Raw genomic sequence first — 23,497 nt, 5'->3', positions numbered from 1 at the left:
GTCGTACGAGGAGAGGCTCAGCCCTTGCCGGCGTGGCTGGAGAGCTGGTCGAGGCCGTTGATGATGCCGCCGGCCAGGTCACCGCCGCTGAACGCGCCGGCCATCGAGAGCGCGGCCAGCTTGGCGTACGTGTCGGGGATGCGCTTGCGCGCGTACCGGCCGGTGATGATCTCCAGCTGACGCTGGTTGGGCGACACCGCGATCAGCACCGACTTGTCCGGGTCGGCGAGCTGACGGTGCAGCCGCTGGGCGTGCTCCCGGACGGGCTCGTCGAGACCGCCGACGAACACCGAGAAGACCAGGCCGGTGCCCTGGTCGGCAAGGCGCAACGCCTCGTCGATGCGCAGCAGCTGGCGGGTCGAGAAGGGCCCGTCCAGCACCTCGGGCGGATTTTCCGACCCGGCGTGCTTTTCACCAACGGTCACTTGCGCCTCCGGTTCCACCGGCCGGCGCCTCGACGCTGGCCTGCTCAAGCTTGTGGCTGGTCAGCGCGGGCGCCTGCGCCCCCGCCGTCAGCGCGGTGCCGGCCGAGTCGGCCAGCTGCTCCGGGCGGCCCAGGAACCAGACCGGAGTGAAGTCGAAGGGCCGGCCCGGGCGGTAGCGCTTGGCACCACGGCCACCGCCGGTGGCACCACCGCTGCTACCGGCATAGGTGAGGCCGGCGATGACCAGCACCGCAGCCAGCGGGATGCCGACGAAGACCAGCAACGTCTCGGTAACAGACAATCCCAACGCCCCCAGGCGGAAGAAGGACGACCTCGAACAAGCGGGTCGGATGGATGATCATGATGCTGGCCACCCGACGCCGTCACCATTCACGTTAGCGGAGTCGACGGCCCGCCAGATTGCGGGGTGCCGATCCCATCCGTCACTGGAGTTCTCCAGTTGCGCAGCCGTCGCGATGAGCCGCGCGTCGTCGCCGTACCGGCCGGTGAGCAGCACCCCGACGGGCAGGCCGTCGGTGGTGGTGCCGACCGGCAGGGAGACGGAGGGATCGCCGGTGACGTTGAAGATGGCGCAGTAGGGCGAGAAGCGGCGTTGCCGGTCGAAGTCGGCCGCCGGGTCACCATCGGCGGTGAACCAGCCGACGGGCGCCTGCGGCGCGGCCAGGGTGGGACAGAGCAGCACGTCGACCCCGGCGGTGCGACGGGCGCCGAGGCGGACCTGAGCCTGCAACTCGCCGAGGGTGGCGGCCAGCGTGCCGGCGGAGATCTCCGCGCCCCGGGCGCGCATCAGCCGGGTCAACGGCAGCAGCTCCGCCTCCCGCTGCGGCGGCACCGGGGCGAGCGCCAGCACATACCAGAGGATCTCGAACAGCGGCCACACCGCCGGCCCGAGCGGCGGCGGCACCTCGACCACCTCGTGGCCGGCTGCGGTGAGCAGCGCGGCGGCCCGGTCCACGGCGGCCACGCAGTCGGGGTGCACCGGCTCGTCGGCGAGCATCGGCGTGGTGAACCGGCCGATGCGCAGCGGGCCGGGCTCGGCCCGGCGTGCCACGGCCAGATATCCGCCGGGCGGCGCGGGCGGCGACAGGTAGGGCTCGCCGGGGACCGGCACGGCCATCACGTCGAGCAGCGCGGCGACGTCGGCGACGGTCCGCCCGAGCGGGCCGCTGGTGGGCAGGCCGAACGCGCCGGAGCCGAGCGGCCCGCCGGAGACCACGCCACGGCTGGGCTTGTAGCCGACCAGGCCGCAGAGCGACGCCGGGATGCGCAGCGAGCCACCGCCATCGGACCCCTGGGCGACCGGGACCAGCCCGGCAGCCACCGCCGCCGCGGCGCCGCCGCTGGACCCACCAGCGGTGTACGCCAGCTGCCACGGATTGCGGGCCGGCGGCGCGACCCGGCCCTCGGAGTAGAGCGAGCAGCCCAACTCGGAGGTGGTCGTCTTACCGAGGCTGACCAGGCCGGCGGCCTTGATGAACCGGACCACGTCGGCGTCGACCGGCGGGACGAAGTCGACGAAGGCGGCCGAACCGAAGGTGGTGCGCACGCCGGCGGTGAGGGTCAGGTCCTTGATCGCGGTCGGCACACCGTGCAGCGGGCCGCGCGCCTCGACCGGCACGGCGTCGGCGGCGCGTGCGGCCTGCCGGGCGAGGTCCTCGGTGACGGTGACGAACGCGCCCACGGTGTCGCCGAGCGCGGCCACCCGGCCCAGACAATGCTCGACCAGGTCGACGCTGGTCAGCTCGCCGCGGGCGATCGCGGCGGCCTGTTCCAACGCGGTCAGGTCGTGCGGCTCGGCCATCCCCTCATCCTGCCCGCTGGGACGGGCCCCGGGCGTCCGACACACGCCGGACTCCCCACCCACTCGGCCCACCGGCCCACAGATGCGCTCAGCCGCGCAGGAAGCGCTGGGCGTTGGTGGAGAGGAGCTTGTCGCGCTGGGAGTCGGTGAGGAAGTCGGCGTCGCGGACCACCGCGCCGGCCGGGCGTTCCCCCAACGGGTACGGGTAGTCGCTGCCGACCAGCACCCGGTCCTCCCCCATCGTGTCGACCAGCAGCCGCAGCGCGGGCGCCGCGAAGACCACCGAGTCGACACTGAACCGGTCGACGTAGCTGCTGGGCGGGGCGACGGACGCGCCACGGACCAGGTCGCCACGGCGGTGCCAGGCGTTGTCGGCACGGCCCAGCCAGAACGGGAAGCTGCCACCACCGTGTGCGAAGCAGATCCGCAACGTCTCGGGCACCCGGTCGAAGACGCCGCCCAGGATCATCGCCAGCACCGACAGGTGCGTCTCGGCGGGCATCCCGGTGAGCCACCGGGCCATCCAGCGGTCCAGGCGCGGGCCGTCCGGCATGTCCCACGGGTGGACGAAGACGGGTGCGCCCACCTCGGCACAGTGCTGGAGGAAGGTGACCACCCCGGCGTCGTCCAGGTCCCGGTCGCCGACGTGGTTGCCGATCTCCACACCCACGTGCCCGGCGGCCAGGCTGCGATCCAGCTCGGCGCACGCGGCGTCCGGGTCCTGGAGGGGCACCTGGCAGAACGGCACCAGTCGGTCGCCACCGGCGGCGGTGACCTCCAGGGTCAGGTCGTTGAAGATCCGGGCGACCTTCACCGCCTGATCGGCCGGGCGGTCATAGCTGAAGAAGACCGGGGTGGGCGAGACCACCTGCACGTCCACGCCATCGGCGTCCATGTCGGCCAGCCGGCGCGACGCGTCCCAGCACTCGGCTCCGACCGGGCGGAACTCCGTCTCCCCCACCATGATCATGGCGGCTCGCTCGGAGTCGACGCGCAGCCACGGCCAGCCGGACCCACCGCACGCCGCGCCGAGGTCCGGCCACCCCTTCGGTACGACGTGCGTGTGCACGTCGACGACGCCTGCGGGCATCAGCCCTTGCCCGGGTGCAGGGTGCCGCAGTTGGCGCAGGTGCGTGCCTGCTCGTCGGCGTAGAACGCCTGGAACACCGGCGGAAGGTCGGCGGCAATGTCGCGGACCTGCAACTCCACCTCGTGCACCTTGCTGCCGCACTCCGGGCAGTACCACTGGAACGTCTCCAGCGTGCCCTCCTCACGGACCCGCTCGACGACCATGCCGATCGAGCCGGCCTCCGGCCGCTGCGGCGAGTGCGGGGTGTTGCGCGGCAGCATCCACATCTGACCCTCGCGCACGTGCACCGTACGCGGCCCCTCGGGGGTGACCAGGTTGATGTGCATGTTGCCCTTGACCTGGTAGAAGAACTCCTCGTACGGATCCACGTGGAAGTCGGTGCGCTGGTTGGGCCCGCCCACCACCATCACGATGAAGTCGTCCCCGCCGGGGAACATCTCCTTGTTGCCCACCGGCGGCTTCAACAGGTGCTGGTTGTCCGCAATCCACCCGGGAAAGCTGAACGGTTCGGCAATCTCACTCACGACTGACCTCCCGAGGGAAGAAGGGCCACGGCCTGGATCTCGATGAGCAGGTGTGGATGGGGCAACTGGTGCACGGCCACCGTGGTGCGGGTCGGCCCGGACGCGTCGAAGAACTCCGCCCACACCTCGTTGTAACCACCGAAGTCGTTCATGTTGACCAGGTACGACGTCACCTGGACGAGGTCGGTGAGGTCCGCGCCGACGGAGCGCAGCAGATCGCCGATGTTCTCGATCACGGCTCGCGTCTGCACCCGGATGTCGAGGTTGGTCGTGCCGAACTCATCCACCGACACACCCGCGAAGCTGTTGTCCGGCCGCCGCGACGACGTACCCGAGACGAAGACGAACCCACCCGCCACCTTGACGTGCGGAAAGGCCCCCCGAGGCACAGCCTTGCCGGCCACCACCCGCGCGGTCACGACGACGCCCGCAGCGACGCGGTGCCGAGCTTCTCCACGACCGCACGGACGTGCGCGCCGGGACGCAGCGGCACAGCCGCGGTGGCGGCGCCGGCCAGGAAGACCCACCCGGACTCCAGCCGCACACCGTGCCGGCCGGCCAGCCGGATGCCCTCGTCGAGGGCCCGGCGTGGATCGCCGAGGATCGCCGCCGTCGAACCGACCTGCGCCACCCGCCCGTCGACCTCCAGCAGCACACCCAGGTTGTCCAGACCCGCCGGCACCGGCGACCACGGCCCGATCACGAACGCGGCGGCCGAGGTGTTGTCGGCGATCACGTCCGGCAGCGAGAAGCGGAAGTCCGCGTACCGGGAGTCGATCAGCTCGATGGCCGGGGCGACCGCGCGGACGGCGCCGGCGAAGTCGCCGACCGGCTCACCCGGCTCGGGCAGCCGGTCCAGCAGGAACGCCACCTCCGGCTCGACCCGGGGATGGATGTACGCGGCCCGGTCCACCACGCCACCGTCGGGGACCCGCATCGTGTTGGTGAGCCGCCCCCAGATCACCTCGTCCACGCCGACCTGGGCCATCTTCGCCCTGCTGGTCAGCCCCATCTTCAGCCCGACGAGCCGCTCACCGGCGTCCACCCGGCGCTGGAGCAGTGCGGCCTGCACGCCGTACGCGGCATCCACGTCGAGGCCGGTCTCGGCGGCGAGTTGCGGGATCGCGGTGGCCGTGGCCTCTGCCACGCCCAGCTTCTCGGCGATCCCGGCGATGTCCGGTCCGATCATGACTGCTGCTCCTTGCCGGCCAGGTCGAGTGCGACGTCCACGATCATGTCCTCCTGGCCGCCGACCATCCGGCGCCGGCCCAGCTCGACCAGGATCGACCGGACGTCCACGCCGTACCTGGTGGAGGCCCGCTCTGCGTGCCGCAGGAAGCTGGAGTAGACCCCCGCGTACCCCAGGGAGAGCGTTTCCCGGTCCACCTGGACCGGTCGGTCCTGCAACGGGCGGACGATGTCGTCGGCCGCGTCCATCAGCGCGAACACGTCGCAGCCGTGCTTCCAGCCGTGCAACTCGGCGACCGCCACGAAGACCTCCAGCGGTGCGTTGCCGGCGCCCGCGCCCATGCCGGCGAGGGAGGCGTCGACGCGGACGGTCCGGCCGTGGGGTGCGTCCGGGGCGACCGGCGCGGACCCGGTGACCCGACCGTGTTCGACGGCGAGCACGCTGTTGGCGACCCCGAGCGACAGGTTGTGGTGCGCGTGGATGCCGATCTGCGTCTCCGGGGCGAGGACCTGCCGGTACGCGTCGACGCGCTGCGCCACGTCGGACATCAGCAGCCGACCGCCGGAGTCGGTGACGTAGACGCAGTGCGCGCCGTAGGACTCCATGAGCCTGGCCTGAGCGGCGAGCCCGGCCGGATCGTTCATGTGCGACATCATCAGGAACCCGGCGACGTCCATGCCGTTCTCCCGGGCCCAGGAGATGTGCTGGGCGGAGATGTCCGCCTCGGTGCAGTGGGTGGCGATCCGGACGCTTGTCACCCCGAGCGCCTTCGCGGCCTTCAGGTCGGCGATCGTGCCGATGCCCGGCAGCAGCAGCGTGGTCAGCTTCGCCGTGGTGAGCACCTCGGCTGCCGCGGAGATCCACTCGGCGTCGCTGGCCGCGCCGTGGCCGTAGTTCACGCTGGAACCGGCGAGCCCGTCCCCGTGCGCCACCTCGATCGCGGCCACCCCGGCGGCGTCCAGCGCGGCGGCGATGGTGCGGACCTGCTCGACGCTGTACTGGTGGGCGATGGCGTGCATGCCGTCGCGCAGCGTCACGTCCTGGATGTACAGGTCGGTCATGGCGCGGCCACCTCCGAAGAACGCAGGGCGATCAGCCGCTCCGCGGTACGCAGAGCGGCAGAGGTCATGATGTCCAGGTTCCCGGCGTACGCCGGCAGGTAGTGCCCGGCACCGGAGACCTCCAGGAAGACCGACACCTGCAACGCGGTGAGCTGCCGCCCGAGCGTCGGCAGGTACGCCCGCACCCGGTCGAACTGCACGTCCTGCTTGAGCCGGTAGCCGGGGACGTACTCCTGCACCGCCGCCACCATGTCCGCCACGGAGGCGGCGATGGCGTCGGTGTCGGCGTCGGCGTCCGGGCAGAGGCAGTAGACGGTGTCCCGCATGAGCAGTGGCGGGTCCGCCGGGTTCAGCACGATGATCGCCTTGCCCCGCTCGGCCCCACCGACCACCTCGATGGCCCGAGCGGTGGTCTCGGTGAACTCGTCGATGTTGGCCCGGGTGCCCGGCCCGGCCGACCGGGAGGCGATCGAGGCGACGATCTCCCCGTACGCCACCGGGGTGACCCGGCGCACCGCGGCGACGATCGGCACTGTCGCCTGCCCGCCGCAGGTCACCATGTTGACGTTCGACTCGTGCAGGTGCTCGTCGAGGTTGACCGGCGGCACGACGTACGGGCCGAGCGCGGCCGGGGTCAGGTCGACCACCGTGCGGCCGTGCGCGCGCAGCACCTCGTCGTGGTGTCGGTGCGCTCCCGCCGACGTGGCGTCGAAGACCAGCTCGACGTCGGCGAACTCGGGCATCGCCACGAGCCCGTCCACGCCGTCGGCGGTGGTGGCGACGCCGAGCCGGCGAGCGCGCGCCAGGCCGTCGGAGGCCGGGTCGATGCCGGCCATCGCCACCATGCGCAGGCTGTCGCTCAGCCGCAACACCTTGATCATCAGATCGGTGCCGATGTTTCCCGATCCCAGCACCGCCACGTTAGTGGTCACTGGCCGCCCCTGTCGCTGAAGGATGTGCGCACCGAGCCGAGCCCGGAGATCCGTGCCTCGTACGCCGCTCCCGGGGTGACCGGGACCATCGGGCCGAGCGCCCCGGAGAGCACCACGTCCCCGGCGCGCAGCGGGTCACCGGCGCGGGCGAGCGTGCTGGCCAACCAGTGCAGGGCGTGCAGCGGGTTGCCCAGGCAGGCCGCGCCGGCGCCGACCGAGACCGGCTCGCCGGCGTGTTCCAGCACCATTCCGCACAGCCGCAGGTCGACGTCGGCGAGGCGGCGAGGCGTGGTGCCGAGCACGAAGAGCCCGCTGGAGGCGTTGTCGGCGACGGTGTCCACGATGGAGATGTCCCAGCCGGCGATCCGCGAGTCGACGATCTCGATCGCCGGCAGCACGTAGTCCACCGCGCGGATCAGGTCGACAGTGGTGATCTGCGGGTCGGCGAGATCCTTGTCGAGCACGAACGCGATCTCCGCTTCGACCCGCGGCTGGAGCAGCCGGTCGATGGGCACCTCGACCCCGTCGCCGACCGCCATGGCGTCGGTCAGCATGCCGAAGTCCGGTTGGAACACCCCGAAGGTCTCCTGCACCGCCCGGGAGGTCAGCCCGATCTTCGCGCCGACCCGGCGTTCGCCGCGGCCCTGCCAGGCCCGCGCCTGGAGCTGCTGCACGTGGTACGCGGACTCGACGTCGCCCTCCGGCAGCAGCCGGCCCCGAAGTGGTGCACACGGCTTGCCGGTGCTGCGGGCGTCGGCCAGCTCCCGGTTGGCGGCCTCGATGTCAGCTTCCATGCCCGCTCCCTCGCTACGGCTCACGACAGGTCCACGCTCGCTACGGCTCACGACAGGTCCACGCAGACGTTGGTGAGTTCGGAGTAGAAGTTCAGCGAGTGCACGCCGCCCTCCCGGCCGATGCCGGACGCCTTCACCCCGCCGAACGGGGTGCGCAGGTCACGCAGGAACCACGTGTTGACCCACACGATGCCGGCGTCGAGCCGGGCGCCGGCCCGGTGCGCGACGCCCACGTCCCGGGTCCAGACGGTCGCCGCGAGGCCGTACTCGGTGCCGTTCGCGAGCGCGTATGCCTCGTCCTCGGTGTCGAACGGCGCGACGTGCACCACCGGCCCGAAGATCTCCTCGCGGTTGGTGCGCGCCTGCGGGCCGAGCCCGGTGAGCACTGTCGGCTGCACGTACGACCCGCCGTCGCGGGTGTCACCGAAGGTGGGCGTGCCGCCACCGGCGAGCACCTCGGCGCCCTCGGTTCGGGCCAGTTCGTACGCGCCGAGCACCTTCGACCGGTGCTGGTGGGAGATCAGCGGCATGGTGGCGGTGGCTTCGTCGGTCGGCCAGCCGTACGCCAGCTCGCCGGCCCGCTTCGCCAGCCGGGCCGTGAACTCCTCGAAGACCGGGCGCTGCACGTAGATGCGTTCGGTGCAGAGGCACACCTGCCCGCCGTTGGTGAAGCTGGATCGCACCGAGCCGGCCACGGCGGCGTCCAGGTCGGCGTCGGCGAAGACCAGGCCGGCGTTCTTGCCGCCCAGCTCGAAGCTGACCGCCTTCACGCCGTCGGCGGCGGCCCGCATGATCGCGCCGCCGGTGGCCGACTCGCCGGTGAAGGTGATCGCGTCCACGCCGGGGTGGCGGGTGAGGAACTCACCCGCCGAGTCCGGCCCGAACCCGTGCACCAGGTTGAACACCCCGGCCGGTACGCCCGCGGCGGCCATCACCTCGGCGAGCACCGTCGCCGAGGCGGGTGTCTCCTCGCTGGGCTTGACCACCACGGCGTTGCCGCAGGCCAGCGCCGGGGCGACCTTCCAGGTGAGCAGCAGCAGCGGCAGGTTCCACGGCACGATGACCGCGACCACGCCGACCGGCTTGCGCAGCGCGTAGTTGAGCGCCCGGCCACCGGTCGGGGTGACCGTCGTGAACGACTCGGTGGGCGCGGTCGCCACGATCTCCGCGAACGCCCGGAAGTTCGCCGCACCACGAGGAATGTCCAGCGTGCGGGCCTGGGCGATGGACTTGCCGGTGTCGGCGACCTCGGCGGTGACCAGATCGTCGAAGCGGCGCTCCAACTCGTCGGCGACCCGGCGCAGCACCTCGGCGCGTTCCCGTTCGCCCATCCGGCCCCACGGCCCGCGCAGCGCCGCCCGGGCGGCGGCCACCGCATCGTCCACGGTGGACTCCGACGCCTCGTCCACCTCGAAGACCTGGTCCCCGGTGACCGGGCTGGCCTTGGTGAACGTCGACCCGCCGTCGACGAACTCGCCGGCGACGAAGTTGCGCAACCGCTGCGGGCCACCCGGCGCGTGGCCGGCCATCAGTCGCGGGTCCCACAGGCCGGTCATTCCTGCCTCCCTCGGCTCAGTGCCGCGCCGATCGCGCCGACCAGCAGCAACGCGGCCCCGCCGACGACCGCCCCCAGCACCCGGTGCTGTCGGCGCACCCGGCGGCGCACCTCCGCGTACGGGGTGGTGGAGAACGACACCAGCTCGTACTGCGAAACGTACCGGCCGGGGAGGGCTCGCTCCAGGGCGTGCTCCACCCGCCGCCGCGTCTGGAAGACCGGGGAGGCGACCTTGTCCCGCATCTCCACGAAGTTGGTCAGCGCCATCGTGGCGATGGCCTCGGCGTTCTCCTGCCGGCGTCGCTGAAAGAGGGGCAGCGCCGCCAGCCAGTCGTCGGCGCACTCGTCCAGGCAGCGGTCCAACTCGACCACGTCCTCGAAGGCGCAGTTCGCGCCCTGCCCGTAGAAGGGCACGATCGCGTGCGCAGCGTCACCGAGCAGGCCGACGCTCCCGTTGACCTGCCAGGGCGTGCAGCGAACAGTGCCGAGCACGCCCACGGGGTTGTGCTGGTAGTCGTCGACGAGGTTCGGGGCCAGCGGGATGACGTCCGGGTAGTGCTCGGCGAAGTGCCGCTCGATTTCGGCCGGGCTGGTCAGCGAGGCGAAGCTGCCGGCGCCGTCGTTGGGCCAGAACAACGTGCAGGTGAAGGAGCGGTCCGGGTTCGGCAGCGCGATCATCATCGAGGTGCCGCGCGGCCAGATGTGCAGGGCGTCCGGGTCCAGGGCGAAGTCCCCGCCCAGCGGCGGGATCGTCAACTCCTTGTAGCCGTAGTCGAGGAAGTCCACGCTCTCGTTCAGCAACCCGTACGCCAGCAACTGCCCCCGCACCGCGGAGCCGGCGCCGTCGGCACCCAGCACGACCGACGCCTTGGCTGCGACAGTGCCCTGCGGTGTCTCGAAGCTCAGCGAGCCGTCGGTCGGGTCCAGCCCGACCAACCGGTGGTCGAAGACGACCCGCACCCCGGGCAGCGCGGTGGCCTCGTCCAGCAGGGCGTTGTTCAGCGCGCCCCGACTGATCGAGTTGATCGCCCGGTCGCCGGCCGCGCTGTACGACTGGAACTGCTGCTCCCCCTCGACCGGGTGGATCATCCGGCCCCGCATCGGCAGCGCGTCGGTCATCACCTGGTCGGCGAGCCCGATCCGGCGCAACGCGTCCAGGCCGCGCTCGGAGAGCGCCAGGTTGATCGAGCGCCCCCGCTCGGCCGTGCCGGCCCGCGGGTCGGAGCGGCGCTCGTAGAGCGCCACCGGGTAGCCGCGCCGGGCCAGGAAGCAGGCGGCCAGGCAACCAGCCAGGCCGGCACCGATGATCGCGACCTCGTCGCGCCGCGCGGTCACGGGTTCACCTGCCCCATGGTCGCGGCGAGCGCCGCCGCGGCCCGCCAACAGTCGAGGTACGTGGAGTAGAGCGGCACCGGGGCGAACCGGATGACGTCCGGTTCGCGGGCGTCGGCGATGACGCCGTGCTCGTGCCGCAGGCGTTTGGTCAGCTCCGCCGCGCTGCCGTGGCCGATGCGCACCGAAAGCTGGCAGCCCCGCCGAGCCGGGTCGCGCGGGGTGACCACGCGCAACGGCCGGTCGGCGACGACCTCGTCGAGCAGCGACTCCAACCAGCCGGTGAGTCGCTGGCTGCGGGCGCGCAACGCCGTCATGCCGACCGCGTCGAACACCTCCAGCGAGGTGCGCACCGGGCCCATCGCGAAGATCGGCGGGTTGGAGATCTGCCAGGCCTCCACTGTTGCGGGTGGCCGCGACACCGGGGTCATCTCGAAACGGGTGGCCGCCGCGGTGCTCCACCAACCCTCGAAGCGGGGCACTGTCTCGTCGCCGAGGTGCCGCTCGTGCACGAAGACGCCGGCCAGGGCACCCGGACCTGCGTTCAGATACTTGTAGGAGCACCACGCGGCGAAGTCGACATCCCAGTCGTGCAGGGCCAGTGGCACGTTGCCGACCGCGTGGGCCAGGTCCCAACCGACCACCGCGCCAGCCGCCCGGCCGGCGGCCGTGATCGCCGGGATGTCCAGCAGCTCACCGGTGAGGTAGTTGACCCCGCCGAGCAGCACCAGCGCCACCCGGTCGCCCTCGGCGGCCAGGTAGGCGGTCACGTCCTCGGTGCGCAGGGCGTCCTCACCGTCGCGCGGGCGCAACCGGACCACGGTTTCGTCCGGGTCCAGGCCGTGGAACCGGGCCTGGCTGCGCACCGCGTAGCTGTCCGACGGGAACGCCGCGTCCTCGATGACGATGCGGGTGCGCGCGCCGGCCGGGCGGTAGAAGCTCACCATCAGCAGGTGCAGGTTGACCGTGAGCGAGTTCATCACCACGGTCTCCGCGGGGCGGGCGCCGACCAGTCGCGCTGCCGGCGCGGTCAACAACTCGTGGTACGGCAGCCACGCGCGCGTCGCCTCGACGTGCCCCTCGACGCCGAGCCGCGCCCAGGCGTCCAGGTCGGCGAGGAGTTCGTCGCGGGTGGCCCGGGGTTGCAGGCCCAGCGAGTTGCCGGCGAGGTACGCCGACTCGGGGTGGTCGCCGCCGTCGGCCGGGGGCACGTGGAACAGGTGCCGGTGACCGGGGTCGGCTTCGTCGAGGCGGTGCGCCTCTCGTTCTGGGGTGTGCACAGGGGTGTCTCGCTCTCCGGTCACATCGCGGTGCGGGCCGACCACAGCTCCGGGAAAACCACCCGGGCCATGCTGCGTTGCAGCCATGCCAGGCCGGCGGAGCCTCCGCTGCCGACCTTGGCGCCCATCGTCCGCTGCACCGCCTTGACGTGGTTCCACCGCCAGTCGCCGAACTCCTCCGCGACCGAGCTCAGCGCCTCACCGAGCAGTCGCAGGTGGTTGTCCGGGCCGCCGTCGTCGTAGATCCGTACCCAGGCCGCCTCGACCGACGGGTGCGGATCATGTTCGACGGCAACGTCCCGGTCGAGCAGGTCGGCGGGCAGATCGAAGCCACGCCGGGCGAGCAGCGCGAGCACATCGTCCCAGAGGCTCGGCGTGGCCAGCGCGGCGGTCAGCGCGGCGTACACGTCGGTCTGTCGACGGAACGGGCGGATCAGCGTCGGGTCACGCAGCCCGAGCAGGAACTCCAACTGCCGGTACATGGCCGACTGGAAGCCGCTGGCCTCGCCGAGCAGGTTGCGGAACCGGTTGAAGTCGGCCGGGCTCATCCAGCGCAGCCCCTGCCAGGCGGCGTTGAGCCCCTCCAGGTGCAGTTTGGCTCGACGCAACGGCGCCAACGCCTCCCAGACCTGGTCGGCGCGGATCAGCCGCTGGGTCTCCCGCAACTCGTGGCAGGTCAGCCCGAAGTACAGCTCCATGATCTGGCTGACCATCAGGAAGGACATCTCGCCCGGGTCGCTGCTGAGCGGGTGCTGCATCCGGTGCAGGGCGCTGGCCTGCACGTACGCGTCGTACGGCACCATGTCGGCGAACTCCAGCGTGGGCTCGCCACCGGTGCGCTCCGCCTGGGCTGCCCGCTGCCCAGGGGTCACCGGTCGCACCGTGGCGGGGCGGTTCGGCGCCCGCCGCTCCGTCTGATCCACCATCTCGTCTCCCTCCCCCGGACTCGCCGACGTCATGATCCCTCGGTCGGATCGGCCTACGGAATGCCAGATCAACGGCTCTCGCCGCCTTCTCCTGGCGAACCAAAGGCAACTAGGCGAAGTCGGTTCACGAAAGTAAGGTCTGAGCGTGGACGACATGGACTGGGCGCTGCTGCGCGAGTTGCAGGCCGACGCGCGGCTGTCCTTCAGCGAGTTGTCCCGGCGGGTGCACCTGTCGCCACCTGCGGTCGCCGAGCGGGTTCGCCGGCTGGAGGAGTCCGGAGTCATCACCGGCTACCACGCCCATGTCGACCTGAGCCGAGCCGGCCGCACCGTTATCGCGCTGATCCGGATGTCCTGCTACGGGGCGCGATGCATCCTGCACGACCCGGCGGTGGCGGGCTGGCCGGAAATCCTGGAGATCCACCGGATCACCGGGGACGCGTGCAGCGTGCTGAAGGTGGCCGCCGGCTCGATCGGCGCGTTCGAGGGCGTCATCGACCGACTCGCCCCGTACGGCCAGCCGTCGAGCACGATGGTCCTGTCGTCCCCGCTGGGCTGGCAGCCGATCACGCCGCTCCCCTCGACCGGGGTCGCCCCGCGTCAGCGCTGACCCACCCCACCCTCACCGTCTGCGGGTTTGCTCCCGCGCCAGCGGGAAAGCAGGCCGCGTGCCCAGGGGAGGGTTCCGGCGGTCGTCGCCGGTTGGGGGGAAATCATGCAGGGAATCCGCACGATCAACCGCGCGCTCTCGTCCGCACTGACACTGGTCGGGCTGGTGGGGGCGTTCGTCCTGATGTCTGTCGCTCCGGCCCGTGCCGGCGAGAACACCTTCGTCGAGGTGACGCCGAACAGCGCCCAGGCCGGTAGCCGGGTCTCCATCAAGGCGAGCTGCGACAACGACAACAACAACCGCCAGTCCAGCGTGCACTCCGATGCGTTCGGGCACGTGACGCTCAGACCGGACAACGGCTTCCTGACCGCGCAGGCCAGCATTCCGCGTGACAAGCAGGCCGGCGATTACGCGGTGGACCTGCGCTGCCAGAACGGCCAGACGGCCACGACCACCCTGACAGTGCTGAACATGGCGTCGCCCAGCAAGGGACCGGCGACCGGGGGCGGCGGGACGGCCGGCGGTCGCGGCACCGGCCTACTGCTGGTGCTCGGCGGCGTGGCGCTGGTGGCCACTGCGATCGCGCTCGGCATGGCGGGCGGCCGGCGTCGGACCGGAGCCGGCTCCTGAGCCGGACGACCCATGACCCGCAGATCCGCGCGTGCGCGGCCGGACCGCCGCGCCCGCCTCCGGGCCGGGCCGGCGCTGCGCGCCTCCGGCCGGCTGGTGGCCCGCGCCTCCCGCCGGCTGGGCCGCGTCGCCGGTCAGGCCGGGTCGGCCAGCATCGCCACCACCGATCCGACCGTCCAGCCGCTGCCACCGAGGCGTCCGGCCGGGTCGCCGTTGGCCGGGCACCGCATCGGTACGGGACCAGGGTTGCCGGTCCTGGCCGTCGCCGCGCTGATGGTGCTGATCGTGGCGATGCTCGGCGTCGAGCAGGTGACCGGCATGAGCCTGTTGCCGGACCAGCTCAGCGCCGGCTTCCGACCGCCACCGAAGAAGTTCCCGGTGCTGTCATCCAGCCGTCCGACCAACCTCGCCATTGACACGATCGACGTCGAGGCGCCGGTGCACGACGTGGGCATCGCCCCGGACGGCACCATCGCCGTGCCGGACGCGGCCCGCGCCCAGGAGGCCGGCTGGTACGACCAGGGGCCCACCCCCGGTCAGTACGGCCCAGCCGTGATCGTCGGGCACGTCGACACCACCAGCGGGCCGGCGGTCTTCCACAAGCTTCGCGACCTGCGCTCCGGTGACCAGATCGAGGTCACCCGCACCGACCGGAGCGTGGCAATCTTCGAGGTGGATTCGGTGGAGCGGTTCGACAAGGGGCGGCTGCCGGTGGACGAGGTGTACGGCGACTTCAGCCGTCCGAGCCTGCGACTGATCACCTGCGGCGGCCAGTGGGTCGGCGGCGAGACGGGCTATTCGGACAACGTGGTGGTCTTCGCGTCGCTGACGAAGGCACGTACAGGTGGTTGACCCGGGTGAAGCGGAACCCGGGTCAGTTCTGACCGGGGCTTGCCACGGGTAACCCCGCAACCTTGGCGCTCTCGAGCAGTCGCCGGTCATAGCTGACGAAGGCGATGAGTGCCGTTCCGGACTCGTTGGTCAGAACCTGAGCGGTGGCAAGGTGAATGGCGTCGAGGCTGCGTAACGTCGGCTCGGCAAACGCGGCAGCGGTCGCACGGATCGTGCCGTCGATCTCCAGCCGAAAGAGCCGTCCGACGGCCGCCGGCACGCCGACCAACGCCTGCGGGGCTGATCGGCGTAACGCGCTGGGCACTTCGACCTCGACCAGCGCGGAGGAGACCAGGTGGACGTCTCCGTGGGTGTTGAGCCAGGAGACAAGCTCAGCGCTGCACGCCTCCTGCCGAACCAACTTGACGACGGCGGCGGAGTCCAGATAGATCACCAGCGCTCCTCGTCCCGCATCTCGGCGAGCGTGGCGGCCACGTCCACATCCTCGTCACCCAGCTTCGGGGGAAGCGGCACAGAGCCGCCGCCGGTCGGAGCGACGGCCCGGCCCGCAGCTACGAGCTTGGCCAGTACCGACCTGTCGTCACTCACCGGAACCAGTCTGGCGATCGGATGCCCACGATCGGTGATCTCGACGGTTTCGCCGCCACTCACCCGAGCCAGCACCTGACTCGTGTTCTGGTTCAGCTCTCGGACCCCGATGCGTTCCACAGACCGAGTGTAGAACCAGATGTTCTACATTGCCAGATGTTCGCGGTCAGACACCGAAGGTCAGGCTGCCGCTTCGGGCTCCCGCAGGTCCAGCCAGTCGGCCCAGCGGGGGTCTGGGGCCCGGTGCCCGAGCACCCGCCAGGCGGTGCCCTTCGGCGCGGCCGGCAGCGCGTGCAACCGCCACCCCATCTCGGCCGGAGTCTTGTCACCCTTGGTGTGGTTGCACCGGGCACAGGCGGCGACCACGTTCTCCCAGGCGTGCCGGCCACCGCGGCTGCGCGGAAAGACGTGGTCGATGGTCTCGGCCGGGCCCCGGCAGTAGGCGCACCGCCACCCGTCCCGGGCGAAGATCGCCCGCCGGGACAGCCCGACGTGCGTCCGGTAGGGCACCCGGACGAAGCGCGTCAACCGGACCACGGACGGCACCGGGAGCGCGTCCCGGGCACTGTGCAGGATGCCGTCACCGTCGGCGACGCAGACAGCCTTGGCGGAGAGGACGAGGATCGCGGCGCGGCGCACCGACACGACACACAGCGGCTCGTAGGTGGCGTTGAGGACCAACGCGCCGGAGCCCACCGTGGGTCGTATGTCAGGCATCGCGCTCACCCTCCCGGTTCAGCGGCTGCTGCGAACCGCCGCCGACCGGGGTCGGGCACGCCGGCCCACCCGGTCGACGCCGGGCCGATCACCGACGTCCGTTGCGCCAATAGTCCCTGATCGGACCCCGGATTGCACGTACTAATCCGGGGTCGGACATGAAGCTCTCTCTCGCACCTGTCACGATGGCCGGTTCGCCCCGTTCCGGTCGTGCCCTCTGCGGCAGTTCACCCGCCGGTGGGTCGGCGGCGGAGTGTCGGGTCCCTTGCGGTACGAAGACAGGGTGAGTGCCGCCAGCGTGACGCCCCTTGCCCTGTCCACCGCCGATTCGGTGAACTGCCAGGGCAGCACCTCCTGCGAGTGGATCTACGACATCACCAGATCGGCCTGGTTCGCCGAGGGCAGTTACTGGATCCTGCTCAAGCCGCTGCGGGTGCTGGTGATCCTGGCGCTGGCGATGGTGGCCCGCTGGGCGCTGCACCGCACCATCAACCGGTTGGTCCGGACGACCACCGAGGGCGCGGTGCCGACGATGCTGCGCCCGCTGCGCGAGCGGGTGCCCAGCACGGCGGGTGACCCGGCGGAGTTCGTGCCCGAGCGGCGACGGCAGCGTGCTGAGGCGATCGGCTCCGTGCTGCGCAGCCTGACCACCGCGTTCGTCTTCGGCATCGCGCTGCTGATGATCCTGCGCGAGTTCAGCTTCGACCTGGCTCCACTGCTGGCCAGCGCGGGGATCGCCGGCGTAGCACTGGGTTTCGGCGCGCAGAGCCTGGTCAAGGACCTGATCGCCGGCCTCTTCATGCTGATCGAGGATCAGTACGGCGTGGGCGACAACGTCGACCTGGGCGAGGCGATGGGCGTGGTCGAGTCGGTCGGGCTGCGGGTCACCACGGTGCGCGACGGTCGCGGCGTGCTCTGGTACATCCGCAACGGCGAAATCATCCGGGTGGGCAACAAGAGCCAGGGTTGGGCCCTCGTGGTGGTGGACCTGCCGATCGGTTTCAACAGCACCGAGGAGGCCACCGCTGTCCTGCGGACCGCGGCCGCCTCGATCGCGGTGGACCCGGAGCTGTCACCGGAGATCGTCGAGGCGCCGGAGGTGCTGGGCGTCGAGCAGGTGACGGTGGACGGCGCGGTCATCCGGACGGTGGTGAAGACCACCGCGGACGGGCAGTTCGCGGTGGGCCGGGAGCTGCGTCGGCGGCTCGCCGAGGCACTGGAGAACTCGGGGATCACCGCGCAGATCGCGGCTGCTCGTATCTATCCCGGTCTGCCGACCCGGCCCCTGCCCGACAGCGAGACCGGTCAGGGTGGCGCTACCTGACCCAGGCGAAAATGTCCGCCGATGCAGGGTCGCCAGCCGCCCGGCCCCTCAGGTATCGTCCGTTCGTTCAGTCGGGGAAGCGACGATCGATCCGTTCGCCCTAGCTAGTTGTCAGACGATCGGGCAGAATCCGGAACACGCGTTCCCGACGGAGCGTGATCACATACTCGCTGATCCGCAGATCTGACGAGGGCTTCCGGCCTGGCTGCCACGAGCGGCCGAACCGGAGCCGATGGAGGCGACGGTGCCCGACGAGCGACCTTCCGCGGAAGGCCCCGCCACCTTTCGCGAAGTGTTCGCCCAGCACGAGTTTCGGGCCGTGTTCGTGGCTGGTGCTCTCTCCTGGGTCGGTGACTACGTCGCGAAGGCGGCCGTCACCCTGCTCGTCTACCAGCAGACCCGGTCCGTCGCGCTCTCCGCGGCAGCCTTCGCGGTCAGCTTCCTGCCCTGGCTGCTCGGTGGTCCTGTGCTCGCCGCACTTGCGGAGCGGTACCCGTACCGCAAGGTGATGGTGTCATGTGACGTCATCCGCATGCTGCTGATGCTGCTCATCGCCATCCCGAACCTGCCGTACCAGGCTGTGTTGGTGCTGATCTTCGCTGCCACACTGGCCAACCCGCCCAGCCAGGCGGCGAAGTCCGCGCTGATGCCGCAGATGCTCACCGGGGACCGGCTGGTGCTCGGGCTGTCGCTGAACAGCAGCGTCGGGCAGGCCGCCCAGGTCATCGGGTACGTGTTCGGCGCAGCGGTCGCCTCGATCGACCCGGTGGTCGCGCTGCTGTTCAACGCGGCGACGTTCGGCCTGTCCGCGCTGCTGGTCCGCCTCGGCGTACGCGACCGCCCGGCGTCCATGAACCCTGCGCACCGCAGCCACCTCCTGCGGGAGACGCGCGAGGGGTTCGCCATCGTGTTCCGCACACCGGTGTTGCGGGCGATCGCGGTGCTGGTCTTCAGCGCCATGCTCTTCTCGATCGTCCCGGAGGGGCTCGCCGCCGCCTGGGCCAACGAGGGCGCCAAGGGCGACCTGAGCAGGGGCGCGGCGCAGGCGGTGATCATGGTGGCCAACCCCGTGGGCTTCGTCCTGGGCGGGTTGCTGGTGAGCCGGCTGTTCGGGCCGGCCCGCCGGATGAAGCTGATGCGGCCACTCGCGGTTCTCGCCCCACTGGTGCTGGTGCCGGCGCTGCTCGATCCGTCCCCGCTGGTGGTGGCGTTGCTGGCCGCCCTCTGCGGGTTCGCCGTCGCCGGCATGCTGCCGATGGCCAACGGGTTGTTCGTCCAGGCACTGCCCAACGGCTTCCGCGCCCGTGCCTTCGGCGTGATGGCCACCGGTGTCCAGGTCATCCAGGGTGTCGCGGTGCTGGTCACCGGGCTGCTCGCCGAGCGGTTCCCCATCCCGGTGGTGGTCGGGTTGTGGAGCGCGGCCGGAGTGGTGCTCATGGGGGTGGCCGCGCTGCGCTGGCCGGACCGGCAGACCATGGACGACGCGATCGCCGCAGCCACAGCGGCCAACGCCCAGCCGCCGCAGGAACCTGCCAGCCCTGCCAAGGACGACACGGAGGCGGGCACTCCCGAGCCGCGCTCCGGCGACGGGCACCGCCGCCACGCGGTCACCTGACCCCCGGCGTGATCCGACGCACGCCGCACGGGTCGGGCCGGCACGGAGCGCACCTGGCAGGATGGAACGGTGAACCCCGCAGGTGAATCCGACCGTCCTGGTGCGTCGATGACCCTCTTCGAAGCGGTCGGCGGCGAGCCCACCTTCCGCAAGCTGGTCGACGAGTTCTACGCCGGCGTCGCCACCGATCCCCTGCTGCGGCCCATGTACCCGGAGGAAGACCTGGGGCCGGCCGCGGATCGGATGACCCTGTTCCTCATGCAGTACTGGGGCGGCCCCAACACCTACTCCGCCCAGCGCGGCCATCCGCGGCTGCGGATGCGGCACGCGCCCTTCCGGATCGGCGCCGCCGAGCGGGACGCCTGGCTGCGGAACATGCGCCGCGCCGTGGACCGGCTCGACCTCGAGCCGGAGATCGCCGCCACACTCTGGGACTACCTGGAGCGCGCCGCATACTTCATGGTCAACGCCGAGGAGGACCCGGCCAACGGCGGCTGATCGCCGGGACGAGGTTGCGTCAGAGCAGCGCGCCCTCGTCGTGCAGCCAGTCCACGAAGCTGGTGGCCACCGCCGCGCCGCAGTCGAGCATCTCGACCAGGAGCGCGTCGTGGGTGCCGGCGCCGAGCGGCACCTGGAGCTCGGCGTAGATCGGTAGCTGCCCACGCTCGGTCGGGTCGCCGATGTACGCCTTGCAGAACCGGCGGGTGTGGTTCCACTCGTTGACCACCCGGTATGCCCGGTCGGCCCAGTCCGGCGGGACGGTGGCATGTGGGCGTGCCCGCATGACCAGGATCTCGTCCTCCGGCCCTTCGAGGGTGACCAGCACCGCGTGCCGTTCCCACATGGCCAGCAGGTTGCCGTCGCCGTCGGCCAGGTAGCGCACGTCGAGCAGGTCGAGTGCGTCACAGACCCGGCGCAGACTCACCGGCTCGACGTTGGCGGGCATCTCGGACAGCACCGGCCGCTCATTGGCCGGGCAGTCGTCCCCCGGCTGGCGAGGGCTGGGCGGCCCGACCCGGACCGCGCTCTCCACTGTGATCCCGCTTCGGGTTTCCGGATCGCCGCCGTCGGCGGGACCGGGGCGCCATGACCACCACGGCATCGCTCGCGCACCTCACTCCCCAGCGGATCCAGCCGCCTACGGTGCGTTGGATCCGAGGATGGACGGTACCCGGACAGCCGAGTTGAAGCACCCCCCCAACGACCGCCCCAGCCCAGAAGAATGAGCCGGGGTCAGCCGTTCGGACGAGTACTCAGGGGTGTCACGGCAAGATCCGTGGCCTTCTGCGACCATGCCGCTCCGTATGGTCCCACCAGGCCAACCCAACGACCCGCCACCCGCACCTGAACGTCGGGACCGCCGTGGCCGGCGACCGGGCCGTCAGCGGCGCCGAGGAAGCCCATCCGGACCACCGCCTGCACCAGCCGCTGGGGCACCTCGACCGGCTCGGCGGGCGACCCGTCCGGAGTGACCAGCACCGCCACGTGGTCGAGCAACGCGTCGCGCAGCGCACGCTGACCCACCGCGCGGCCGGCCACCCCCTGCTCGCTCGCGGTCCGCAGGGTGCCCGCCGCCGCCTGCGCGATCCGTCGCAGCTCGGCGACCGGCAGCGCCTCCACCTGCCGGCTGCGCACCGGCGGCAGCGGCCACCGCCACTGCGCGTCCCGGCGGGTCGGCAGGGCCGCACCGCCACGCTCCAGCTCGGCCAGCAGCTCGGCGGCGGCCACCGTGACGTCGTCGGCCGGCCCACCGGCCACCGTGCGGACCACGAGGACCTGCCACGGCAGCCTGGCCCAGAGGGCCACCCGGCCGGGCCCACCGGCCGGCCGCAGCCGGACCGGTGCGACCGGGTCCAGCCGGACCAGCCGGGCCAGGAAGGCGCCCGCGTCCGCCACCCCGGCGACACCGTGCGTCGGGTTCGACGCGGCCGTCCGTCCCGGCTCGGCCGTACCCGGCCGGGTCATGCCACCCCGCCCTGTGGGGCGTACGTGAGAAGGAAGTCCCGCTCCTCAGGTGTGATCCGTCGGGGCACCTGGCGGGTCAGGTCGAACGGCACCAGCACCGAACGGGCGCGGCTGGCCAGCACCTCGCCGTCGTACAGCTCGTACGCGACAGTGAACCGGGAGGCCCGGATCTCTTCCACCCACAGCTCGATCCGAACGGTGGGCGCCGCCTCCGCGGTGGCCCGGCCCAGCGCGTAGTCGACCGGGCGCAGGTAGTCGACCTCGTGCCGACGGATCACCACCCCGTCGGCGAACGAGCCGACCCCCCAGGCCCGGCCGCCAGCGAACATCAACGCCACCCGCGCCTCCTCGTACAGGGTGAGGAAGCGCGAGTTGTTGACGTGGCCGTACGCGTCCAGGTCGGACCAGCGCAGCGTGCAGTGGTAGACGAACCGGTCAGACACCTTCTCGGCCCCGGTCAGTCGCGGGTCAGCTTGCGGTAGGTCACCCGGTGCGGCCGGGCAGCCTCCGCGCCGAGGCGGTCGATCTTGTTCTTCTCGTACGCCTCGAAGTTGCCCTCGAACCAGAACCACCGGGTCGGGTCCTGGTCGTCGCCCTCCCAGGCCAGGATGTGCGTGGAGACGCGGTCCAGGAACATCCGGTCGTGCGAGATGACCACGGCGCAGCCGGGGAACTCCAGCAGCGCGTTCTCCAGGCTGGACAGCGTCTCCACGTCCAGGTCGTTCGTCGGCTCGTCGAGCAGGATGACGTTGCCGCCGATCTTCAGGGTCAGCGCCAGGTTGAGCCGGTTGCGCTCACCGCCGGAGAGCACCTTCGTCGGCTTCTGCTGATCCGGCCCCTTGAAGCCGAACGCGGCGATGTACGCCCGCGACGGCATCTCGACCTTGCCCACCATCAGGTAGTCCAACCCGTCGGAGACGACCTCCCAGACGGTCTTGTCGCCGTTGAGGCCTTCGCGATTCTGGTCGACGTACGACAGCGAGACGGTGGGGCCGACCCGGACCTGGCCGCCGGTCGGCTCCTCCAGCCCGACGATGGTCTTGAACAGGGTGGTCTTGCCGACGCCGTTGGGGCCGATGATGCCGACGATGCCGTTGCGCGGCAGCGAGAACGACAGGTTGTCGATCAGCAGCCGGTCGCCGAAGCCCTTGCTGAGGTTGACCGCCTCGATCACCGTGCTGCCCAGACGCGGGCCCGGCGGGATCTGGATCTCCTCGAAGTCGAGCTTGCGGGTCTTCTCCGCCTCGTTGGCCATCTCGTCGTACCGGTCCAGGCGGGCCTTGGACTTGGTCTGGCGGGCCTTGGCGTTGGAGCGGACCCACTCCAGTTCCTCGGTGAGGCGCTTTTTCATCTTGGCGTCGCGGCGACCCTCGACGGCCAGGCGGGCGGCCTTCTTCTCCAGGTAGGTGGAGTAGTTGCCCTCGTAACCGATGGCCCGGCCGCGGTCCAGCTCCAGGATCCAGCCGGCCACGTTGTCGAGGAAGTACCGGTCGTGGGTGATCGCCATGACGGTGCCGGCGTACTTGGCGAGGTGCTGCTCCAGCCAGGAGACGCTCTCCGCGTCCAGGTGGTTGGTGGGCTCGTCGAGCAGCAGCAGGTCGGGCGCTTCCAGCAGCAGCTTGCAGAGCGCGACACGGCGGCGCTCACCACCGGAGAGCTGGGTCACGTCGGCGTCCGGCGGGGGGCAGCGCAGCGCGTCCATGGCCAGTTCGAGCTTGGAGTCGACGTCCCAGGCGTCGAGGTGGTCCAGCTCCTCCTGGAGCTTGCCCATCTCCTCCATCAGCTCGTCGGAGTAGTCGGTCGCCATCTGCTCGGCGATCTTGTTGAAGCGCTCCAGCTTGGCCTTGGTCTCGGCGACCGCCTCTTCGACGTTGCCGAGCACGGTCTTGGCCTCGTTGAGCGGGGGCTCCTGGGCGAGCATGCCGACGGTGTAGCCGGGCATCAGCCGGGCCTCGCCGTTGCTCGGCTTGTCCAGCCCTGCCATGATCTTGAGGAGGCTGGACTTACCGGCGCCGTTCGGACCGAGCACACCGATCTTGGCTCCCGGCAGGAAGCTCAACGTCACGTTGTCGAGCACGACCTTGTCGCCGTGCGCCTTGCGGGCCTTTTCCAGGACGTAGATGTACTGGGCCACGGTGCGGGCTACCTCCGTCGGTTGCTGTCGCTGATCGGCGGCGCGGGCGCGGGCTGCGAAGACCGCCCGCCGCCGCCGGCCGGTGACCGGCCGCGCGCACGCCATCGTCAATCCTGACAGGTACGACGCGGT

27 protein-coding genes are annotated in these 23,497 nt (G+C 71.3%); 6 read left to right on the top strand and 21 right to left on the bottom strand.

All coding sequences use genetic code 11. The features are described 5' to 3' along the window. Nucleotides 1-17: 17 nt before the first annotated feature. The 14 genes from KBX46_RS30720 to KBX46_RS30655 all read right to left on the bottom strand — a co-directional run bounded on the left by KBX46_RS30720 (nucleotide 18) and on the right by KBX46_RS30655 (nucleotide 12,927). Complete coding sequence (locus KBX46_RS30720) at nucleotides 18-425, bottom strand: DUF5130 family protein (RefSeq protein WP_088949767.1); 408 nt, start codon at nucleotides 423-425, stop codon at nucleotides 18-20. Next, complete coding sequence (locus tag KBX46_RS30715) at nucleotides 412-708, bottom strand: hypothetical protein (protein ID WP_088949768.1); 297 nt, start codon at nucleotides 706-708, stop codon at nucleotides 412-414. The genes KBX46_RS30720 and KBX46_RS30715 overlap by 14 nt, the downstream gene beginning before the upstream one ends. Nucleotides 709-783: 75 nt before the next feature. Next, entirely contained in the window at nucleotides 784-2,247 is a 1,464-nt protein-coding gene (locus KBX46_RS30710; RefSeq protein ID WP_210795460.1) for an amidase, read from the bottom strand. Between the two features lie 88 nt (nucleotides 2,248-2,335). Next, a complete protein-coding gene (locus KBX46_RS30705) occupies nucleotides 2,336-3,337 on the bottom strand; it encodes an amidohydrolase family protein (RefSeq protein ID WP_210795458.1) in 1,002 nt (333 codons plus the stop codon). After that, the gene (locus KBX46_RS30700; RefSeq protein WP_210795456.1) at nucleotides 3,337-3,861 is read right to left on the bottom strand and encodes a 3-hydroxyanthranilate 3,4-dioxygenase; all 525 of its coding nucleotides are present in this window, start codon (nucleotides 3,859-3,861) and stop codon (nucleotides 3,337-3,339) included. Before KBX46_RS30700 ends, KBX46_RS30705 begins: the two co-directional genes overlap by 1 nt. Next, nucleotides 3,858-4,280 (bottom strand): RidA family protein, encoded by a 423-nt coding sequence (locus tag KBX46_RS30695; protein WP_088949772.1) that lies wholly within the window; start codon nucleotides 4,278-4,280, stop codon nucleotides 3,858-3,860. The genes KBX46_RS30700 and KBX46_RS30695 overlap by 4 nt, the downstream gene beginning before the upstream one ends. Further along, nucleotides 4,277-5,050, bottom strand: coding sequence for a 2-keto-4-pentenoate hydratase (locus KBX46_RS30690; RefSeq protein WP_210795454.1), 774 nt, complete (start codon nucleotides 5,048-5,050; stop codon nucleotides 4,277-4,279). Before KBX46_RS30690 ends, KBX46_RS30695 begins: the two co-directional genes overlap by 4 nt. Beyond that, complete coding sequence (gene dmpG, locus KBX46_RS30685) at nucleotides 5,047-6,111, bottom strand: 4-hydroxy-2-oxovalerate aldolase (RefSeq protein WP_210795452.1); 1,065 nt, start codon at nucleotides 6,109-6,111, stop codon at nucleotides 5,047-5,049. Before dmpG ends, KBX46_RS30690 begins: the two co-directional genes overlap by 4 nt. Continuing rightward, nucleotides 6,108-7,043, bottom strand: a complete 936-nt coding sequence (locus KBX46_RS30680) for an acetaldehyde dehydrogenase (acetylating) (protein WP_210795450.1) — start codon at nucleotides 7,041-7,043, stop codon at nucleotides 6,108-6,110. Before KBX46_RS30680 ends, dmpG begins: the two co-directional genes overlap by 4 nt. Then, a complete protein-coding gene (locus tag KBX46_RS30675) occupies nucleotides 7,040-7,837 on the bottom strand; it encodes a 2-keto-4-pentenoate hydratase (RefSeq protein WP_210795448.1) in 798 nt (265 codons plus the stop codon). The genes KBX46_RS30680 and KBX46_RS30675 overlap by 4 nt, the downstream gene beginning before the upstream one ends. A gap of 47 nt (nucleotides 7,838-7,884) precedes the next feature. After that, a complete protein-coding gene (locus tag KBX46_RS30670) occupies nucleotides 7,885-9,366 on the bottom strand; it encodes a 2-hydroxymuconic semialdehyde dehydrogenase (RefSeq protein ID WP_210795488.1) in 1,482 nt (493 codons plus the stop codon). A gap of 23 nt (nucleotides 9,367-9,389) precedes the next feature. Further along, nucleotides 9,390-10,727 (bottom strand): NAD(P)/FAD-dependent oxidoreductase, encoded by a 1,338-nt coding sequence (locus KBX46_RS30665; protein WP_210795446.1) that lies wholly within the window; start codon nucleotides 10,725-10,727, stop codon nucleotides 9,390-9,392. Next, nucleotides 10,724-12,049, bottom strand: coding sequence for a kynureninase (gene kynU, locus KBX46_RS30660; RefSeq protein WP_210795484.1), 1,326 nt, complete (start codon nucleotides 12,047-12,049; stop codon nucleotides 10,724-10,726). Before kynU ends, KBX46_RS30665 begins: the two co-directional genes overlap by 4 nt. Next, nucleotides 12,025-12,927 carry a tryptophan 2,3-dioxygenase gene (locus KBX46_RS30655; RefSeq protein ID WP_210795486.1) on the bottom strand — a complete coding sequence of 301 codons (903 nt, stop codon included), beginning with the start codon at nucleotides 12,925-12,927 and terminating at the stop codon, nucleotides 12,025-12,027. The genes kynU and KBX46_RS30655 overlap by 25 nt, the downstream gene beginning before the upstream one ends. Before the next feature lie 148 nt (nucleotides 12,928-13,075). Here KBX46_RS30655 and KBX46_RS30650 point away from each other — a divergent pair, with 148 nt between their 5' ends. From KBX46_RS30650 to KBX46_RS30640, 3 genes are all read left to right on the top strand, one after another. Further along, a complete protein-coding gene (locus tag KBX46_RS30650; protein WP_088949776.1) occupies nucleotides 13,076-13,540 on the top strand; it encodes an Lrp/AsnC family transcriptional regulator in 465 nt (154 codons plus the stop codon). 105 nt (nucleotides 13,541-13,645) lie between these two features. After that, on the top strand, nucleotides 13,646-14,170 hold the full coding sequence (locus tag KBX46_RS30645; protein WP_210795444.1) for a hypothetical protein: 525 nt from the start codon (nucleotides 13,646-13,648) through the stop codon (nucleotides 14,168-14,170). Nucleotides 14,171-14,245: 75 nt separating this feature from the next. Beyond that, the gene (locus KBX46_RS30640) at nucleotides 14,246-15,022 is read left to right on the top strand and encodes a class F sortase (protein WP_247668469.1); all 777 of its coding nucleotides are present in this window, start codon (nucleotides 14,246-14,248) and stop codon (nucleotides 15,020-15,022) included. Nucleotides 15,023-15,044: 22 nt separating this feature from the next. Here KBX46_RS30640 and KBX46_RS30635 read toward each other — a convergent pair whose 3' ends face one another. From KBX46_RS30635 to KBX46_RS30625, 3 genes are read right to left on the bottom strand one after another with little or no spacing between them, the layout of a single operon-like run. Further along, complete coding sequence (locus tag KBX46_RS30635; RefSeq protein WP_210795441.1) at nucleotides 15,045-15,455, bottom strand: type II toxin-antitoxin system VapC family toxin; 411 nt, start codon at nucleotides 15,453-15,455, stop codon at nucleotides 15,045-15,047. Next, nucleotides 15,452-15,730 (bottom strand): type II toxin-antitoxin system Phd/YefM family antitoxin, encoded by a 279-nt coding sequence (locus tag KBX46_RS30630; protein ID WP_099847995.1) that lies wholly within the window; start codon nucleotides 15,728-15,730, stop codon nucleotides 15,452-15,454. Before KBX46_RS30630 ends, KBX46_RS30635 begins: the two co-directional genes overlap by 4 nt. Nucleotides 15,731-15,790: 60 nt before the next feature. Beyond that, the gene (locus KBX46_RS30625) at nucleotides 15,791-16,327 is read right to left on the bottom strand and encodes an HNH endonuclease (RefSeq protein ID WP_030333470.1); all 537 of its coding nucleotides are present in this window, start codon (nucleotides 16,325-16,327) and stop codon (nucleotides 15,791-15,793) included. A 265-nt stretch (nucleotides 16,328-16,592) separates the two neighbouring features. Between KBX46_RS30625 and KBX46_RS30620 the strand changes: the two genes are divergently transcribed. From KBX46_RS30620 to KBX46_RS30610, 3 genes are all read left to right on the top strand, one after another. Beyond that, complete coding sequence (locus KBX46_RS30620) at nucleotides 16,593-17,651, top strand: mechanosensitive ion channel family protein (protein ID WP_088949782.1); 1,059 nt, start codon at nucleotides 16,593-16,595, stop codon at nucleotides 17,649-17,651. Between the two features lie 232 nt (nucleotides 17,652-17,883). Further along, nucleotides 17,884-19,266, top strand: coding sequence for an MFS transporter (locus KBX46_RS30615; RefSeq protein ID WP_210795439.1), 1,383 nt, complete (start codon nucleotides 17,884-17,886; stop codon nucleotides 19,264-19,266). A gap of 69 nt (nucleotides 19,267-19,335) precedes the next feature. Beyond that, complete coding sequence (locus tag KBX46_RS30610) at nucleotides 19,336-19,764, top strand: globin (RefSeq protein WP_088949784.1); 429 nt, start codon at nucleotides 19,336-19,338, stop codon at nucleotides 19,762-19,764. Nucleotides 19,765-19,783: 19 nt separating this feature from the next. Here KBX46_RS30610 and KBX46_RS30605 read toward each other — a convergent pair whose 3' ends face one another. The 4 genes from KBX46_RS30605 to ettA form a co-directional block, all read right to left on the bottom strand. Continuing rightward, a complete protein-coding gene (locus KBX46_RS30605) occupies nucleotides 19,784-20,368 on the bottom strand; it encodes a YbjN domain-containing protein (protein WP_088949785.1) in 585 nt (194 codons plus the stop codon). A gap of 131 nt (nucleotides 20,369-20,499) precedes the next feature. Continuing rightward, on the bottom strand, nucleotides 20,500-21,231 hold the full coding sequence (locus KBX46_RS30600) for a hypothetical protein (protein WP_210795437.1): 732 nt from the start codon (nucleotides 21,229-21,231) through the stop codon (nucleotides 20,500-20,502). After that, nucleotides 21,228-21,674 (bottom strand): thioesterase family protein, encoded by a 447-nt coding sequence (locus tag KBX46_RS30595; RefSeq protein ID WP_141910847.1) that lies wholly within the window; start codon nucleotides 21,672-21,674, stop codon nucleotides 21,228-21,230. The genes KBX46_RS30600 and KBX46_RS30595 overlap by 4 nt, the downstream gene beginning before the upstream one ends. Before the next feature lie 14 nt (nucleotides 21,675-21,688). Beyond that, a complete protein-coding gene (ettA, locus tag KBX46_RS30590) occupies nucleotides 21,689-23,365 on the bottom strand; it encodes an energy-dependent translational throttle protein EttA (protein WP_088951967.1) in 1,677 nt (558 codons plus the stop codon). Between the last annotated feature and the right edge of the window lie 132 nt (nucleotides 23,366-23,497).

Origin of the sequence: Micromonospora sp. C81 (assembly GCF_018070425.1) — a bacterium.
GTDB classification, from domain to species: domain Bacteria; phylum Actinomycetota; class Actinomycetes; order Mycobacteriales; family Micromonosporaceae; genus Micromonospora; species Micromonospora zamorensis.
Note: the sequence above shows the minus strand (reverse complement) of the source record. Positions and strands in the feature narration are given on the sequence as shown.